This is a genomic window from Bradyrhizobium sp. 21 (assembly GCF_023073335.1).
In the GTDB taxonomy this organism is placed as follows: domain Bacteria; phylum Pseudomonadota; class Alphaproteobacteria; order Rhizobiales; family Xanthobacteraceae; genus Bradyrhizobium.
The window spans coordinates 869205-883417 of sequence record NZ_JADPJG010000035.1 but is presented as its reverse complement, the minus strand read 5'-3'; the positions used below and the strand labels follow the sequence as shown (position 1 = coordinate 883417).

15 protein-coding genes and 1 tRNA gene are annotated in these 14213 nt (G+C 63.8%); 1 reads left to right on the top strand and 15 read right to left on the bottom strand.

The window, feature by feature from the left end; translation table 11 throughout:
* Nucleotides 1-39: 39 nt before the first annotated feature.
* The 11 genes from IVB31_RS32855 to IVB31_RS32805 form a co-directional block, all read right to left on the bottom strand.
* Nucleotides 40-1308 (bottom strand): DNA cytosine methyltransferase, encoded by a 1269-nt coding sequence (locus tag IVB31_RS32855; protein WP_247332218.1) that lies wholly within the window; start codon nucleotides 1306-1308, stop codon nucleotides 40-42.
* 559 nt (nucleotides 1309-1867) lie between these two features.
* Nucleotides 1868-3448: a DUF6538 domain-containing protein gene (locus IVB31_RS32850; RefSeq protein ID WP_247332216.1), complete on the bottom strand. Its 1581-nt coding sequence runs from the start codon at nucleotides 3446-3448 to the stop codon at nucleotides 1868-1870.
* 85 nt (nucleotides 3449-3533) lie between these two features.
* Nucleotides 3534-3609, bottom strand: a tRNA-Phe gene (locus tag IVB31_RS32845).
* Between the two features lie 196 nt (nucleotides 3610-3805).
* Nucleotides 3806-3988, bottom strand: coding sequence for a DNA gyrase inhibitor YacG (gene yacG / locus IVB31_RS32840; RefSeq protein ID WP_247332214.1), 183 nt, complete (start codon nucleotides 3986-3988; stop codon nucleotides 3806-3808).
* A 143-nt stretch (nucleotides 3989-4131) separates the two neighbouring features.
* Complete coding sequence (locus IVB31_RS32835) at nucleotides 4132-4761, bottom strand: Maf-like protein (protein ID WP_007597557.1); 630 nt, start codon at nucleotides 4759-4761, stop codon at nucleotides 4132-4134.
* Between the two features lie 155 nt (nucleotides 4762-4916).
* On the bottom strand, nucleotides 4917-5384 hold the full coding sequence (locus IVB31_RS32830; protein WP_247332212.1) for a low molecular weight phosphatase family protein: 468 nt from the start codon (nucleotides 5382-5384) through the stop codon (nucleotides 4917-4919).
* A gap of 71 nt (nucleotides 5385-5455) precedes the next feature.
* Nucleotides 5456-5953 carry a UPF0262 family protein gene (locus tag IVB31_RS32825; protein WP_247332211.1) on the bottom strand — a complete coding sequence of 166 codons (498 nt, stop codon included), beginning with the start codon at nucleotides 5951-5953 and terminating at the stop codon, nucleotides 5456-5458.
* The gene (hisD, locus tag IVB31_RS32820; RefSeq protein ID WP_247332210.1) at nucleotides 5950-7245 is read right to left on the bottom strand and encodes a histidinol dehydrogenase; all 1296 of its coding nucleotides are present in this window, start codon (nucleotides 7243-7245) and stop codon (nucleotides 5950-5952) included. The genes IVB31_RS32825 and hisD overlap by 4 nt, the downstream gene beginning before the upstream one ends.
* 276 nt (nucleotides 7246-7521) lie before the next feature.
* Nucleotides 7522-7959, bottom strand: a complete 438-nt coding sequence (locus tag IVB31_RS32815) for a DUF2948 family protein (RefSeq protein ID WP_247332209.1) — start codon at nucleotides 7957-7959, stop codon at nucleotides 7522-7524.
* Nucleotides 7960-8043: 84 nt separating this feature from the next.
* On the bottom strand, nucleotides 8044-8703 hold the full coding sequence (locus IVB31_RS32810) for an epimerase (protein ID WP_247332208.1): 660 nt from the start codon (nucleotides 8701-8703) through the stop codon (nucleotides 8044-8046).
* A 25-nt stretch (nucleotides 8704-8728) separates the two neighbouring features.
* Nucleotides 8729-9667 carry an SDR family oxidoreductase gene (locus tag IVB31_RS32805; RefSeq protein WP_247332207.1) on the bottom strand — a complete coding sequence of 313 codons (939 nt, stop codon included), beginning with the start codon at nucleotides 9665-9667 and terminating at the stop codon, nucleotides 8729-8731.
* A gap of 84 nt (nucleotides 9668-9751) precedes the next feature.
* Here IVB31_RS32805 and IVB31_RS32800 point away from each other — a divergent pair, with 84 nt between their 5' ends.
* The gene (locus tag IVB31_RS32800) at nucleotides 9752-10405 is read left to right on the top strand and encodes a TetR/AcrR family transcriptional regulator (protein WP_247332206.1); all 654 of its coding nucleotides are present in this window, start codon (nucleotides 9752-9754) and stop codon (nucleotides 10403-10405) included.
* A gap of 9 nt (nucleotides 10406-10414) precedes the next feature.
* On the opposite strand, the gene IVB31_RS32795 is transcribed toward IVB31_RS32800, so the two are convergent.
* The 4 genes from IVB31_RS32795 to IVB31_RS32780 all read right to left on the bottom strand — a co-directional run bounded on the left by IVB31_RS32795 (nucleotide 10415) and on the right by IVB31_RS32780 (nucleotide 14189).
* On the bottom strand, nucleotides 10415-11239 hold the full coding sequence (locus IVB31_RS32795; RefSeq protein ID WP_247332205.1) for an alpha/beta hydrolase: 825 nt from the start codon (nucleotides 11237-11239) through the stop codon (nucleotides 10415-10417).
* Nucleotides 11240-11257: 18 nt separating this feature from the next.
* Nucleotides 11258-11767, bottom strand: a complete 510-nt coding sequence (locus tag IVB31_RS32790) for a hypothetical protein (protein WP_247332204.1) — start codon at nucleotides 11765-11767, stop codon at nucleotides 11258-11260.
* 190 nt (nucleotides 11768-11957) lie between these two features.
* A complete protein-coding gene (locus tag IVB31_RS32785) occupies nucleotides 11958-12266 on the bottom strand; it encodes an EthD family reductase (protein ID WP_247332202.1) in 309 nt (102 codons plus the stop codon).
* A gap of 216 nt (nucleotides 12267-12482) precedes the next feature.
* On the bottom strand, nucleotides 12483-14189 hold the full coding sequence (locus IVB31_RS32780) for an FAD-dependent oxidoreductase (RefSeq protein ID WP_247332397.1): 1707 nt from the start codon (nucleotides 14187-14189) through the stop codon (nucleotides 12483-12485).
* Between the last annotated feature and the right edge of the window lie 24 nt (nucleotides 14190-14213).

The following is a 14213-nucleotide window of genomic DNA, read 5'->3' as shown; positions in this document are numbered from 1 at the left end:
GACTTATCCAAGTTGATCAGCTATCTAATGTCAGTCATTCTATGCCGCCAAGCTGTCAGAGCTTGCGGCAGCTAGATACTTCAGCAGCACCTCCCCCCACATCTCCGCGATCAGCGGCGGAACAGCGTTAGCCACCTGCGTGAATCTGGGCACCTCGCGAGCTCGGCGCTCGCCTCCCGTCGTGTATTTCCCCTGGAATGCAAACCAGTCCGGAAACGTCTGCAGCCGCGCGTTCTCGCGGACTGTTAAGGTCCTGGGCTCTGAATAATGCAGCAGGTCGTCAGGCATGCTGGTTATAGTCGGGGCAGCCTTATCTGGGTCGAGCACACGAGTCGCCATTTTTTTCATCCCGTAGCGGTCCCGCATCTCGCGGTTCAGCTGCACGCTGAGCCGGCCCGCTGCCTTGCATTCTGCGATGATGTTCGTGAAGCGCTCGACAATATTGGGGCGGTGCTTGGCGAGCCGGGTATCGGGAACGACACCGGCAAATCTATCGCGCATCAAACGCTGGTAGGCAGTCCGCGGACGAGCCGTAAGCAAGGCATCGTACCCCTTGGAATCCAGACAAGGACCTAAACCTGCATGAGAGCGCTCGAGATCGGAGATCGCCTGCTTACAACTCACCCTGGAGCTAAGTCCTCGCTCGGCGAGGAAGCGAGATTTTGCAGACCGCAGCCGAGCGAAGGGGGTATCTCGACTTGGCAGCTCTCTCATCTCAGATTTCAGCATGCCGATAAGGAAGAACCGAGGCCGTTGCTGGGGTACCCCATATTCGGAGCAACGAACCGTGTCCTTGTAGACATGATAGCGCCGGCCGAGCCGTGCTATCAGTTCCGCCGCGAAGTTTCGGGGTGGAATGCGGTCGTCGTCACCAGCAAAGTCATACGTAATCCCGCGCACATTCTCGATCAGCACCATTTTGGGACGTACGAGCTCAACGAACTCCAAATAGCGTTCCACCAGACCGTTCCGAGGATCTCCTTGGCGTCGGCGGCCTGCGCTGGAGAAACCTTGACAAGGCGGCCCTCCCGCAAGGAGATCGACTTGGCCACGGAGCGCCAAGAGCCTGCGTCCGTGCGAGCTCATTAACGACTCGATCGTCCACGGTTGCTGTTCAAGCCATTTGGGCCAATCGTAGCGGAGCCGCGCGCCGGGTTCGATTAAGTTGAATTTCAGCGTGTCGAACGCGAACGCATCCTTCTCGATCGCAAACATGCCCCGCCACCCGGACCGAAGCAGGCCCAGGCTGAGGCCGCCGCAACCTGCAAAGGCATCGATAAAGACAGGCTGCCGACGGCTCTTCTGCACGCTCGTCCCCATTTAGCTCCCACGCCGATTCGAGCCCGGTAGAGAGTATCGTCCAAGGCATTCACAGCCAAGCGCCCGCGCATCTGCGCGGGCGCTTGGCCGCGGCTCCCACTTAAGCCTCTGTTTCATCTAAAGTCCAGCAGCAGCATTGTGTTGCGGACCGTTGGCAACTGTAGATGCCGCGATATGATCAACAGCGTCGAGCTCTCATAGTTTGATCTATGGATTTAGAGGATCCAGCGGCTTACCCTTCACCCGCCTGCTTGCCCGCCTCGACCGACGGCACGGCGACGGATCGTGCTCTACGTTTTGCCCACGGCGGGCAAGAATGCCGGACCGAGCAATCGGTCTTCCTTGAGACGCGAGCTCCCCGTCCTCAGACCTGGCGATCGCCAAGCGCGCCTTGCTGGGGCACTCGTCTTCCCAACTCAAAGCGTGCCGCCTGAATGACGCCAGTCAGCGATCTCGGAAAGTCCGTCCCGGCGCTTCCTCGGATCGCAAAACAGCCAAGAGCGGCCATCGGTCCACACGTCCGCGTGTGAGGGATTCTCACCTCCGTTTAATTCTCATCCGCCTCAGTGATCTTGCTGTCCTGCAATTGAAGAGCCGGAATTTTGCACAGCTCTCGATAGAGCGCCTCCACCGGAAATTCGCCATACGAGTCAGCCACCGACTTCGATCCATGACCTGTGATCGCATTCAGAATATCTTGGGCAAGCCCATGTTTTCGTCCAAGCGTCTTAATACGATGACGCCAGGAGTGACTTGGCGATAGCCGCGGGTCTTTCAGCCCAAGTTGACGCACAAAACGCCCGATCATCTTGGTGCCGTTGCCGCCACGCTTGCCGAACTTGTCTGGAGAAAGTGCGGCGAACAGAGGACCGGCTTTGATCCCAACGACGAAGTTGAGAAAGCCACTCTCAATCAGCGCAGGGTGAACAGGGACAACTCGCTCCGATCCTGAAGTCTTGAGCGAGCCTGCTTCTGGCACTAGCTTCATGCACCAGATGTCCTCGACCTTCAGGACATCCTCGCGCCGCAACTGGCAGATCTCGGATAGTCGTGCTCCAGTGTAGGCACCGACCCACGGGACCCATCGCTTGACCGGATCATTCTCCGAGCGCGCGGCGCGAAGGATGATTTTGGCCTCTTCATCGGTGAAGCTTCGTTTGCGTTCTCCTTGTTTGGCTTTGACGTCCAGCGAAACGCCTTCGGCAGCATTGGAGCTAACCAGCTTGTTCTGTAGTCCCCATTGCAGGATCGCCCGCACTGGCGACAACTTCGAACCTTGGATGGTCTTCGCCCGCAATCCCGCGGCCACCAACGCTCGCTTCCAATCGACGAGGTTCTCCGCAGTCAGGCGATGGACATCGGTATGTCCGAGATATTTTTCCAGTTCCCGGATGACGCGCGACCACTCGTAAACAGTCTTGGCTACCGGCCGTCGCTCGGCCGCCCAGCCATCCAGAAGATCTTGGAATGTGACGGCTCGCCCTGGCGAGCGAGCGACTGATGCGCCCCGCGATACGGACAAATTCGGGAAGGGAAACCCTGGAACGGTTTCCCCTTTTGCCAACTTGGCTAGCACCAGACTTGCGCGCTGTATGGCAGCTCCAATGGCGCGAGCCATGGTTCGTCGATTCTGCCAATCGTCAGAAAACCCGTGAGCGCTAAGGTAGCCGTCCGCGGCTTCCAGACAGGCCTGCTCCATTCGAGCGATCGTGTACAACTCCGGCTCGGGAGAACAGAGATCGACCGATTGCGCGCGAGCCGCTCCTTTTTCTTCCCTGGTCGGCGGAGGGCAAAAGAGCCGATGGCCAACCCCGATATCCCAATTGGTCTGTTGACTAGGATTATCCCTGTATTGCTCCAACCAGCGATCATACGAGACGATGGCCAGTTGGTGCGCTTCACGCTCTGTCAGAGGCTTCGGACCTGCACGCAGATTGGCCCATCGAGCCTCGAGCTCAGCGAGCGCCTTGGCGTGACGCACCTTTGCTTCCGCCGGGTCGCGGGTTTGAAGGCTGACCTTCTCCTCGCGCTTGCCAACAATTTTGCGGAGCTCCTCCGGGACGACTTTTCGGAGCTGATAGATCCCAGTTTTCGGGTGCTTCCATGGACGTGACATTGCAAGCGGCATTGTACCACCGTTTTGTACCAAAACCGTAGCGCTAAGCCGTTGATCTTGCTGAAATGCTTTGGATATCAGGCTCTTAGAAGAGCCGTGGTGCCCAGGGGCGGAATCGAACCACCGACACTGCGATTTTCAGTCGCATGCTCTACCAACTGAGCTACCTGGGCGTGCTGAGGGAAGGACCCAAAGAGAAGGTCAAGGCCCATCGAGCGGGCGGTTTATAGTGGGCTGGAAGCGGCCTGTCCACCCGGCTTCGCCAACGGACTTCGCCAGGCGCGGCCCGGCTGTGCACAAGGTGGGGCGGGCTCGCCGCGGCTGGCGACCGGCCGATCAGCCCCTTCGGTAAACAATTGATATTACTTACTATTCTTCGCCATCTGCCTCGTCGTCGCGGCCGGGGATGACGTAGGAGCCTTTCAGCCAGCGATTCAAATCGACGTCGCGGCAGCGCGATGAGCAGAACGGAAGGGTAGCCTCGGACTGCGGCTTGCCGCAGATCGGGCAGGCTTTGAGGGGGCCGGCGGGCTTTTTGACGTGGTCGTCCATGATGTCGGCAGCTTACACGGGGTGGAATTCAAGATCCTGACGGCGAACGGGTTCCTCAGGCGGCGGCGCATGCATCCCGCCGGGGTCCGGTCGGGCCATTCTACTGTGCATGGGGTTGTTTTCGAGATTTTTTGTCCGGCCGCTCACACGGCGGTGGCGTTGAGCCAGCCGAAGCGGATCGGGAAACCCTCGCCGCCGAGCAGCGTGGTGGTCTCGTAGAGCGGCAGGCCGACCACGTTGGTATAGGACCCCACCATCTTCACCACGAAGGAGCCGGCGATGCCCTGCACGGCGTAGCCGCCAGCTTTGCCGCGCCATTCGCCGGAGCCGATATAGGCCTGGATGTCGTCCTCCGAGAGCCGCTTGAAGCGGACGCGGGTCTCGACCAGACGCTGGCGGAAGGCCTCGCGCGGCGTCACCAGGGTGATCGCAGTGTAGACGCGGTGGTTGCGGCCCGAGAGCAGCCGCAGGCACTGCGCGGCCTCGTCGACGAGGTTGGCCTTGGGCAGGATGCGGCGGCCGACCGCCACGACGGTGTCGGCGGAAAGGATGAAGGCGCCGCGCAACTCGTCGTCGAGCTGGACCGATTTGAGCGCCGCATCGGCCTTGGCCCGCGCGAGCCGGTTGGCGCAGGCGCGCGGCAGCTCGCCCCGCTTCGGCGTCTCGTCGACGTCGGCCGGCCGGAGCGCGTCCGGCTCGATGCCGGCCTGGTTGAGCAGCGACAGGCGCCGCGGCGAACCGGAGGCAAGTACGAATTTGGGGCGGCCAAGCATCAGGTGATTTGGGGGATGAAGCAGGGGGTGAATTGCGCGCGGAACCTATCGGAAGGAGGCTGATTTCACAACCCGGGAACCCGGACTTAAGCGATTCGAAGTCCCGACATGGCTGTGCCTGCGGTCTGTGACGCGGGTGTTACGGACGCCGATTGCTACCCGCTCGGCGCACCCACCTTGGCGAAGCGCCGGCGGATGCGCAGCAGCAGCTGGTCGCAGACCTCGCGATAGGCGGCCAACTTCTGGTCGCGACTGCCTTCCATCGTGGTGGGATCATGCGTCGGCCAGTACTCGACGTCGGCGGCGAGCGTCCGGGTCAGCTCCAGCGCCTTGTGGTGCGCTTCCGGCGACAGCGTGATGATCAGGTCGAAATTCAGCCCCTCCCAATCCTCCAGCTCCTCGAAGGTCTGCGGCTTGTGGGTGGAGATGTCCTGACCGAGCTCAGCCATCACGCTGACCGCGAACGGATCGAGCTCACCGCGCCTGGCGCCGGCCGACTTCACGTAGAGGCCTTGCGGGAACATGTGCCGCAACAGGCTCTCGGCCATCGGCGAGCGCACGCTGTTCATGGCGCAAGCGAACAGCACCGATTGCGGATCGCGTGCGCGTGGCGGACCCGCCATCGCGCCTAGCCTCTTTTGATAGAGGGCATGGCCTTGTCGGAAAACCGCTGCACACTTTTCCGGGCCATGCCCTAACCCTTCCAGTGCAGGACAGTAATGAGCGTGAACAGCCGGCGCGAGGTCTCGAAGTCGACACGCACCTTGCCCTTCAAGCGCTCCTGCAGCGTACGCGATCCCTCGTCATGGATGCCGCGGCGGCCCATGTCGATGGCCTCGATCTTGTCGGGGGTCGCGGTGCGTATCGCCTGGTAGTAGCTGTCGCAGATCATGAAATAGTCCTTCACGATCCGCCGGAACGGGGTCAACGACAACAGATGGGCGACCACGGGCGTGCCGTCCTCGCGGCGGATGTCGAACATCAGGCGGCTGCCGGTGATGCCGATGTGCAGCGTGAACGGCCCCTTCCCGTCCGCACCGTCGGGCGCGAACAGGTTCTGCTCGATCAGATCGTAGATCGCGATCGCGCGCTCATGCTCGATGTCGGGCCCGGAACGTCCGATCGAGTCCTCGTCGAGCGTGACGCCGACGATGCGATTGGTCGAGTCGTCCTGTGCGGGCAGCTCTGTCATGACAGATTGAGGCGCAATCCAATCGAGCGCGAATGGGCATCTAACCCCTCCGCCTTGCCGAGAATCATCGCGGCCGGACCCAGCGCACGCAGCTGATCCGGGCCGCATTTCAGGATCGAGGTGCGCTTGAGGAAATCGTGCACCGAGAGGCCCGAAGAAAACCGTGCCGAGCGCGCCGTCGGCAGCACATGGTTGGAGCCGCCGACATAGTCGCCGATCGCCTCCGGCGTATGTGGCCCGAGGAACACCGCACCCGCGTTGCGGATCTTCGCGGCGAGCGCGTCGGGATCCTGCGTCATGATCTCGAGATGCTCGGCGGCAATGGCGTCCGCGAGCGGAATGGCGTCGGCGAGGGACTTCACCATGATGATGGCGCCGAAATCGGCCCACGACGCGCCGGCGATCGCAGCGCGCGGCAGCGTCTTCAACTGCGCCTCGACCGCCTTCTCGACATCGGCGGCAAGGCGCGCCGAATCCGTGATCAGGATCGACTGCGCGCTGGCATCGTGCTCGGCCTGCGCCAGTAGATCGGCGGCGATCCAGTCGGCATTGCCGGTGTCATCGGCGATGACCAGCACCTCGGAGGGACCGGCGATCATGTCGATGCCGACCTTGCCGAACACCAGCCGTTTTGCCGCGGCGACATAGGCGTTGCCGGGGCCGACGATCTTGGCCACCGGCGCGATCGTCGCGGTGCCATGCGCGAGCGCGGCCACGGCCTGCGCGCCGCCGACGCGGTAGATCTCGCTAACGCCGCCGAGATGCGCGGCCGCCAGCACCAGCGGGTTGAGCTTGCCGTCGGGCGAGGGAACCACCATCACCAGCCGCGAAACGCCGGCGACCTTGGCCGGCACCGCGTTCATCAGGACGGATGACGGATAGGCCGCGGTGCCGCCGGGCACGTAGAGGCCGGCGGATTCGATCGCGGTGTAGCGCCAGCCGAGCTCGACGCCGAGCGGATCGGTAAAGCGCTCGTCCTTCGGCAGTTGACGACGATGATAGGTCTCGATGCGGTCGCGCGCGAGTTTGAGCGCATCCAGCGTCGCGGCATCGCAGGCCTTCACCGCGGTCTCGATTTCGGCGGCGGTGATCCGCAGGCCGGATGCATCCAGCGTCAGCCGGTCGAACTTGGCCGTGGCTTCGAGCAGTGCGGCATCGCCGCGCTTGGCCACATCGTCGACGATGGCACGCGCGGCGGCCTCGACGTCGGCCGAGGCCTCGCGCTTGGCGGCGAGAAAGGCCACAAATCGCTGGTCAAAATCGGCGCTGCTGCGGTCGAGACGAACGGGCATTTTGCGATGGTCTTTTGGCTGGGCTCTAGGGGCAGATTGGCGTCACAAGGCCCCCTGCTCAATGGCGCGGCGGGGAAGCGGCGTCAACCCTTGCGGCCGGCCGTTCCCCTCCGTCGTCGTCCTGGCGAAAGCCAGGACCCATTACCACCGGCAGCCGTGAAGGGACGGAATTGGGACACATTTCGTTCAACAACAAAGCCTTGGGGCAATGGGTCCTGGCTTTCGCCAGGACGGCAGCGGAGATGTGACACGAGATTCCGCCCCTTACGCGCCACCTCACCCCTCCCCTTCAACCTCCAACCCCGTCCCCAGCTCGTCCATCCCCAGGTCGGTCAGCTCGCATTCCAGGCATTCGACGTCGAGGCGGATGGCGCCGCCCTGAGCGAACAGGAGCAGCGCGCTGCCGCTGGGAGCGTCCTGGCCGTGGAATTCGATGCCGACGAGGTCCAGGATCGTGTCCGGCGCGGCGAGGTCGATGTTGCGCGATTTGCAGGCGAGCACACGGTCGAAACGGAGCGCGGCGACCAGCCGGCGCGGCTCGGCGTCGCCGTCCAGCGTCTGTTCCCAGTCCAGCCGGCTCATGCCGACCACCAGCCGCTTTTCGCTTTGCCGCCAGACGATGTCCGAGGGCTGCACGCGAGCGTCCTGGACGTGCGTCGAGATCACGGCGAGGTCGTCGGGTTCGAGAGCGATCAGTTTGAGCTGGGGAGACATCGCCGATATTTCTCCTCGGAGGTGCGGATACGGCTCAACGCGCACGGGCGCCGAAATTTCCGCGAAGCTAACGTCCCCGGTGCATTAGAGGCTATTGATATCCTCCATCTCCAGCACCTTGCGCGGATAGCCCTCCCGGGCCACCCGGATCATGGCGCGGCCCATCTGCTCGGTCGACGTGACGAGCCACGGCGAGAGCCGACGCAGCACCGACCAGAGTGGCGAGGTTGCGGTATACACGGCCTGCACCCACGCGGTCTTGGAGCGGGCACCGTGCAGGGGCTGGATCGCGCCGGGCCGGAACATGTAGGCGCCCTTGAACGGCAGCTTGAGCAGATCGTTCTCGGTCTTGCCCTTGACCCGCGCCCACATCCGCGGCCCCTGCTCGGTGGAATCGGTACCGGCGCCTGTGACGTAAGTGAAAATCATCTGCGGATTGAGCCGCACCAGCGTGGTCGCCGCCGCAAGCGTGAGGTCGTAGGTGAGATGGCGGTAGCGATCCTCGCTCATGCCGATCGAGGAAACGCCGAGGCAGAAGAAGCAGGCGTCGTAGCCCGTGAGCTGCGTTTCGATCGCCGAATAGTCGAGAAAATCATCGTGTGTGATCTCCGTGAGCTTGGCGTTGCGGACGCCGGTCGGGCTGCGGCCGACCACAAGCACGCGGTCGATGCCGGCATCGACCAGGCACTCACGCAAAACACCCTGCCCGACCATGCCGGTCGCGCCGAAGATGATGACCTTCATCGGGACGTCCCATCCAAGTCGCGGCTCATGCGGCGGCCGCGATCTCGTCGAAGGATATACCGGTCAACGTCGCGGAGACATCCCAAAGCATGGCTGCCGAGGCGACATCCTTTGCGTGCGGCACGATCTTCGCCGCCACTGGCGGCCCCTTCAATTCGTAGAACCCGTTCGGACCGTAATAGCCGCCGGGCCCAGCTGCCGGCGAGGTCGCCGCCAACAAGGTCGGCAGCGCGCCTTCCGCGGCGGACTGGCTGATGAAGGGCTGCAGCCACCGGCTCACACGCGACTGGAACGTGTTCGCACCCGGCCCGTTCCGAATGAGATCGGTCCGCGCGTAGCCGGGATGTGCGGCAAGGCTCGTCAGGCCCCAGCCGGCGGCGAGGCTGCGGCGCTGCAACTCCAGCGAAAACATCAACATCGCCAGCTTCGACTGACAGTATGCGCGCCAGGGGCGGTATGAATGCTTGCTTTGCAAATCGTTGAAATTGATCGCGCCGGAGCGGTGCGCGAGGCTCGACAAATTGACGATTCGAGCCGCCTTCGCCCGGCGAAGCTGCGGCAACAGCCGCGCCGTCAGCGCGTAATGGCCGAGATAATTGATGCCGAGCTGCATCTCGAAACCGTCCGCCGTCTGCCCCCGCTTCGGCAGCGCCATCACGCCGGCATTGTTGACGAGCAGGTCGAGCTGCTCGTTGCCGGCGGCAAAGCGCCTGGTAAAATCGGCGACGGAGGCGAGGCTGGCGAGGTCGAGATGCTCATAGGCGATCAGCGCATTGGGAAAGCGCTCGCAAATGCCATCGATCGTGCGCAGCCCCTTTGCGTCGTTGCGCCCGGTGAGTATGACAATGGCACCGGCGCCCGCCAGCGCCATCGCCGTCTCGTAGCCGAGACCGCCCGTCGCTCCGGTCACGACCGCGGTCTTGCCGCTGAGGGAGGGGATGTCTGCCGTGGTCCAGTCGGTCATTCCAGATCTCCGTTCGGGGCTGGAAAAGGCCCGCGACCGGCCCTAAATGTGCACTGGGTGCAAGTTTGCAAGAGGTGAAATGATTTGAAGGTTTCGAAGCTCGCCAGGAAATCGGTCAGCAAGCGCACCAAGCCATTGCCGGCGGGCGTAAAATCCTCCGATGGCTCCGGCCTGCGCCAGCGCAAGCTGCAGGCGACCCGCGAGCGGCTGGCCCGCGCGGCGATGGCGCTGTTCCTGAAGCGCGGCTTCGAGGCCACGACCATCGACGACATCGCGGCCGCGGCGGACGTGTCGCGACGCAGCTTCTTCCACTATTTCGCCTCCAAAGAGGACGTGGTCGCGGCCTGGCAGGAAGGCGCCGCCGCCGCGCTGGTCGCGGAGGTCGCCGCGCGGCCGGCGGACGAATCCATGCTGACCGCGGCGGAGAATGCGATCGCAACGGCCGTCAAGCGGATTGATCCAGGGGAGGCTGCGGCGATGTCGCGGCTCAAGCGCGACAATCCCGCGCTTCGGGCCCGCGACCAGCTCAAATACGAGAAGCTCGAACGCGCCTTGGCCGAGGGGCTTTCGCAGCGCGCCAAAAACAAATCGGACAAGCTGAAGGCACAGCTCGTCGCCATGATCGCCACCGGCGCGATGCGCGTCGGCGGCGAGAGCTGGATGGGCGAAGGGGCGCGGGAGCAGCCGGAGGTTTTCGTCAAGCGCACCTTCGATGCGATCAGGGCGATTTTGAAGTGAGGCGCCTGCTCACTCCTTGAAGAACGCCAGCAGGTCCGCGTTGATGGTCTCGGCGTGCGTGGTCGGCATGCCGTGCGGGAAACCCTTGTAGGTCTTCAGCGTGCCGTTCTTGAGCAGCTTGGCCGACAGCGGCGCGGAATCGGCGTAAGGCACGATCTGGTCGTCGTCGCCATGCATCACCAGCACCGGCACGTTGATCTTCTTCAAATCCTCGGTGAAGTCGGTCTGCGAGAACGCGACGATGCCGTCGTAATGCGCCTTCGCGCCGCCCATCATGCCCTGGCGCCACCAATTCTGGATCACCGCTTCCGACGGCTTTGCGCCGGGACGGTTGTAGCCGTAGAACGGGCCGGCGGGGAGATCGCGATAGAATTGCGTGCGGCTGGCGGCGAGTTGCGCCTGGAGACCGTCGAACACGCTCTTCGGCAGGCCGCCGGGATTGGCGGCGGTCTGCACCATCAGCGGCGGCACCGCCGAGAGGATCGCGGCCTTCGCCACCCGGCTCTCGCCGTGGCGGGCGATGTAATGCACGACCTCGCCGCCGCCGGTGGAGTGGCCGACATGGATGGCGTTCTTGAGGTCGAGATGGGCCGTCACGGCCGCCAGATCGTCGGCATAATGATCCATGTCGTGGCCGTCGGCGACCTGCGATGAGCGACCATGGCCGCGGCGGTCATGCGCGATGACGCGGTAACCGCGCGCGACGAAGAACAGCATCTGCGTGTCCCAATCGTCTGATGACAGCGGCCAGCCATGGCTGAACACGATCGGCTGGCCACTTCCCCAGTCCTTGAAAAAAATCTCGACACCGTCTTTGGTGGTGATGGTGGGCATGAATGGCTCCTTGAACGATCAGACGAATGCCATCGGCTTGTAGCGGCGCCAGGCGCCGATGGTGAGCAGCACGAAGAACACCAGCACGATGCCCTGCACCACGGCGAACACCGGGCCTCCCGGCGGCGCCGGCGCCACGGCGGGTGCGAGCGCGGCAAGCGCGGGCACCTTGAGGAACGATTGGATCACCAGCACGAAGACGTTGAAATAGAGCGAGACCATCGCGGTCACGATGTAGACCGGACGCCAGACGCCTGCGCGCTTCATGCCGTAGAGCGCGATGCAGGCGATCGCGAGCAGCACCAGCGAGATGATGCCGATGATATGCGACGGCAGCAGCTCCTTGAACGGAAACAGGAAGCCGGTGGCGCTGGTGAGGATCGTGAACAGCAGGAAGATCGCGGTGAGGCCCGGCATCGGCTTCGAGCCGAGCAGGCCGAACATGACGACGAGGCCCGCCGCGATGCCGATCAGACTGATGATGACATGGACGATCGTAAAGGCGGGCAAGCTCAGTCCAAGAACCATGACATCTCTCCTACTCGTCTCGCATTGAGATCAGCGGATTGATATTACGGTCCTCATCGGATTGCCACCTGCGCGGCTGTCACATATGCGCGTGCAGCCATGCGTCGTCGTGCGAATCGATAAACGCATGGCTGAATTTTTTGCAACGCTGTCACAAATGACGGCAGACTTTCGACGAAGGTTGAATCGCTCACACTTCCTTGGTGTCGAAGATCAGAAGGTCGGCGCCGCCGCTGGCGAATTTCGGCACGTCGGCGCCGGTCGCCTTGCCTTCTGGGCTGGCGAATGCCGCCTGGATGTCGGCCGCGCTGTCAAAGGTGAGAATGGCGACCAGATGAACTCCGGAGGGACCGGCGGGGGAGCCGACCGGTCCTTTGCTGACGGCGTATTTCTTCAGGCCGGGAAGTTTCTTCGCGAGCGGAATGTGGGTCTCGACATAGTACTTGTCGAAGGCCGCAGCATCCGTGGGCGTCTTGTAGAGCACGACGATTTCAGCCATTGAGTTCCTCCCATTTGAATCTTTGTTTTGTATCAAACCCTCATGGTGAGGAGGCGCCACAGCGCCGTCTCGAACCATGCAGGCCCGGCCGTTCGTTCCCGGGCCTCGATCCTCGAGACGCCGCTATCGCGGCTCCTCAGGATGAGGGGATAGTCTGTGGGACGCGGCAAGATGGCAAGCCACATTCGACTTGCCATTCCCTTGTCTTGTCCTTGATCAGAGCGCCGGTTTTGCGGCGTCGCCGAGATAGCCGTGCAGGGACGCCACGACCTGCGCGCCTTCGCCGATGGCGCCACCGACGCGCTTGACCGAGCCGGAGCGGACATCGCCGACGGCGTAGACGCCGGGGACGGAGGTCTCCAACGGCGCCACCAGCCGGCCCTGGTTCTGCTCGGACTGTGAGCCTGTGACGACGAAGCCGCCGCGATCGAGCGTCACGCCGCAGCCGTCGAGCCAGTTGGTGGCGGGATCTGCGCCCACGAACAAAAAGAGATTGCGGATGTCGGCGGAATCCTCCTCCATCGACAGCCGGCTCTTCCAGCGGATGCGCCGCAGCAGCGAGGCCTCGTCGCCCTCGAGCGCCGTGATCTCGGTATTGAACAGCAATTCGATGTTCGGCGTCGCTTCGATGCGCTCGATGAGATAGCGCGACATGCTGGCGCCCAGGCCGCCGCCGCGGATGATCATCAGCACCTTCTTGGCGTGCCCGGACAGGAAGACCGCCGCCTGCCCCGCCGAATTGCCGGCGCCGACGAGGGCCACCTCTTCGCCGGCACAGAGCCGCGCCTCCACCGGCGAAGCCCAATACCAGACGCCGCGTCCCTCGAACGTGTCGAGGCTCTCGATCTCCGGCCGGCGATAGCGGGCGCCGCTTGCGACCACCACCGCGCGCGACCGCAAGGTGTCGCCGCAATCCAGCGCCAGCGCGAAGGTGCCGGCACTGCGCGAGCAATCCAGCGAACTCACCGACATCGGGATCATGATCTCGGCGCCGAACTTCTGCGCCTGGGTGAAGGCGCGCCCCGCCAGCGCCTGGCCCGAAATGCCGGTCGGAAAGCCGAGATAGTTTTCGATGCGCGCGCTGGCGCCGGCCTGGCCGCCGAAGGCGCGGGTGTCGAGCACCGCCACCGAGAGACCTTCGGAGGCCGCGTAGACCGCGGTCGCAAGTCCTGCCGGACCGCAGCCGACGATCGCGACGTCGTAGATGCGGTCGTCCTTGGCACCGCCGATCATGCCGATGGCGCGGCCGAGCTCGGTTTCGCCGGGATTGCGCAGCACGCTGCCGTCGGCGGTAACGACCAGCGGCCAATCCTCCGGCTTCGGGGAATAGCGCGCGATGATCTCGGCGGCGTCATGCTCGCTGTTGGGATCGAGCAGATGATGCGGCTGGCCGTTGCGGGTGAGAAAGCCTTGCAGGCGCACCACGCCGGCGGAGTTCGACGGCCCGATCAGCACGGGGCCGCCGATGCCGCCCTGGATCAGATTGACCCGGCGCAGGATCAGCGCGCGCATGATGCGCTCGCCAAGCTCGGCTTCGGTCACCAGCAGTGCACGCAGCCGGTCCGGCGGGACGAGCAGCACCTCGACGTCGCCCTCGGCACGTCCGTCGACCAGCGCCGGCCGGCCCGAGAGCTGGCCCAGTTCGGCCAGGAACTGCCCCGGCCCCTGGTCGATGACGGGAGTGACGTGGCCGAGCCCGTCGCGCTGGGTGATGGCGACATGACCCGACAGCACCACGAACATGCCGGGTCCCTGCTTGCCGGTCTCGAACAGGAGCTCGCCGTCTTTATATCGCCTGAGCGTGCCGAAATGGCGCAGGCGCTCGATCTCGGCAGGCCCCAGCGTCGGAAAGGTCTGCTCGGGGCGCGTGAACTGCGCCATGAGCGCGTTCCTGTCGGTTCGTTGCACCTCGTCCTGCGCCATCGTCATTCTCGCTCATTCCAAAAC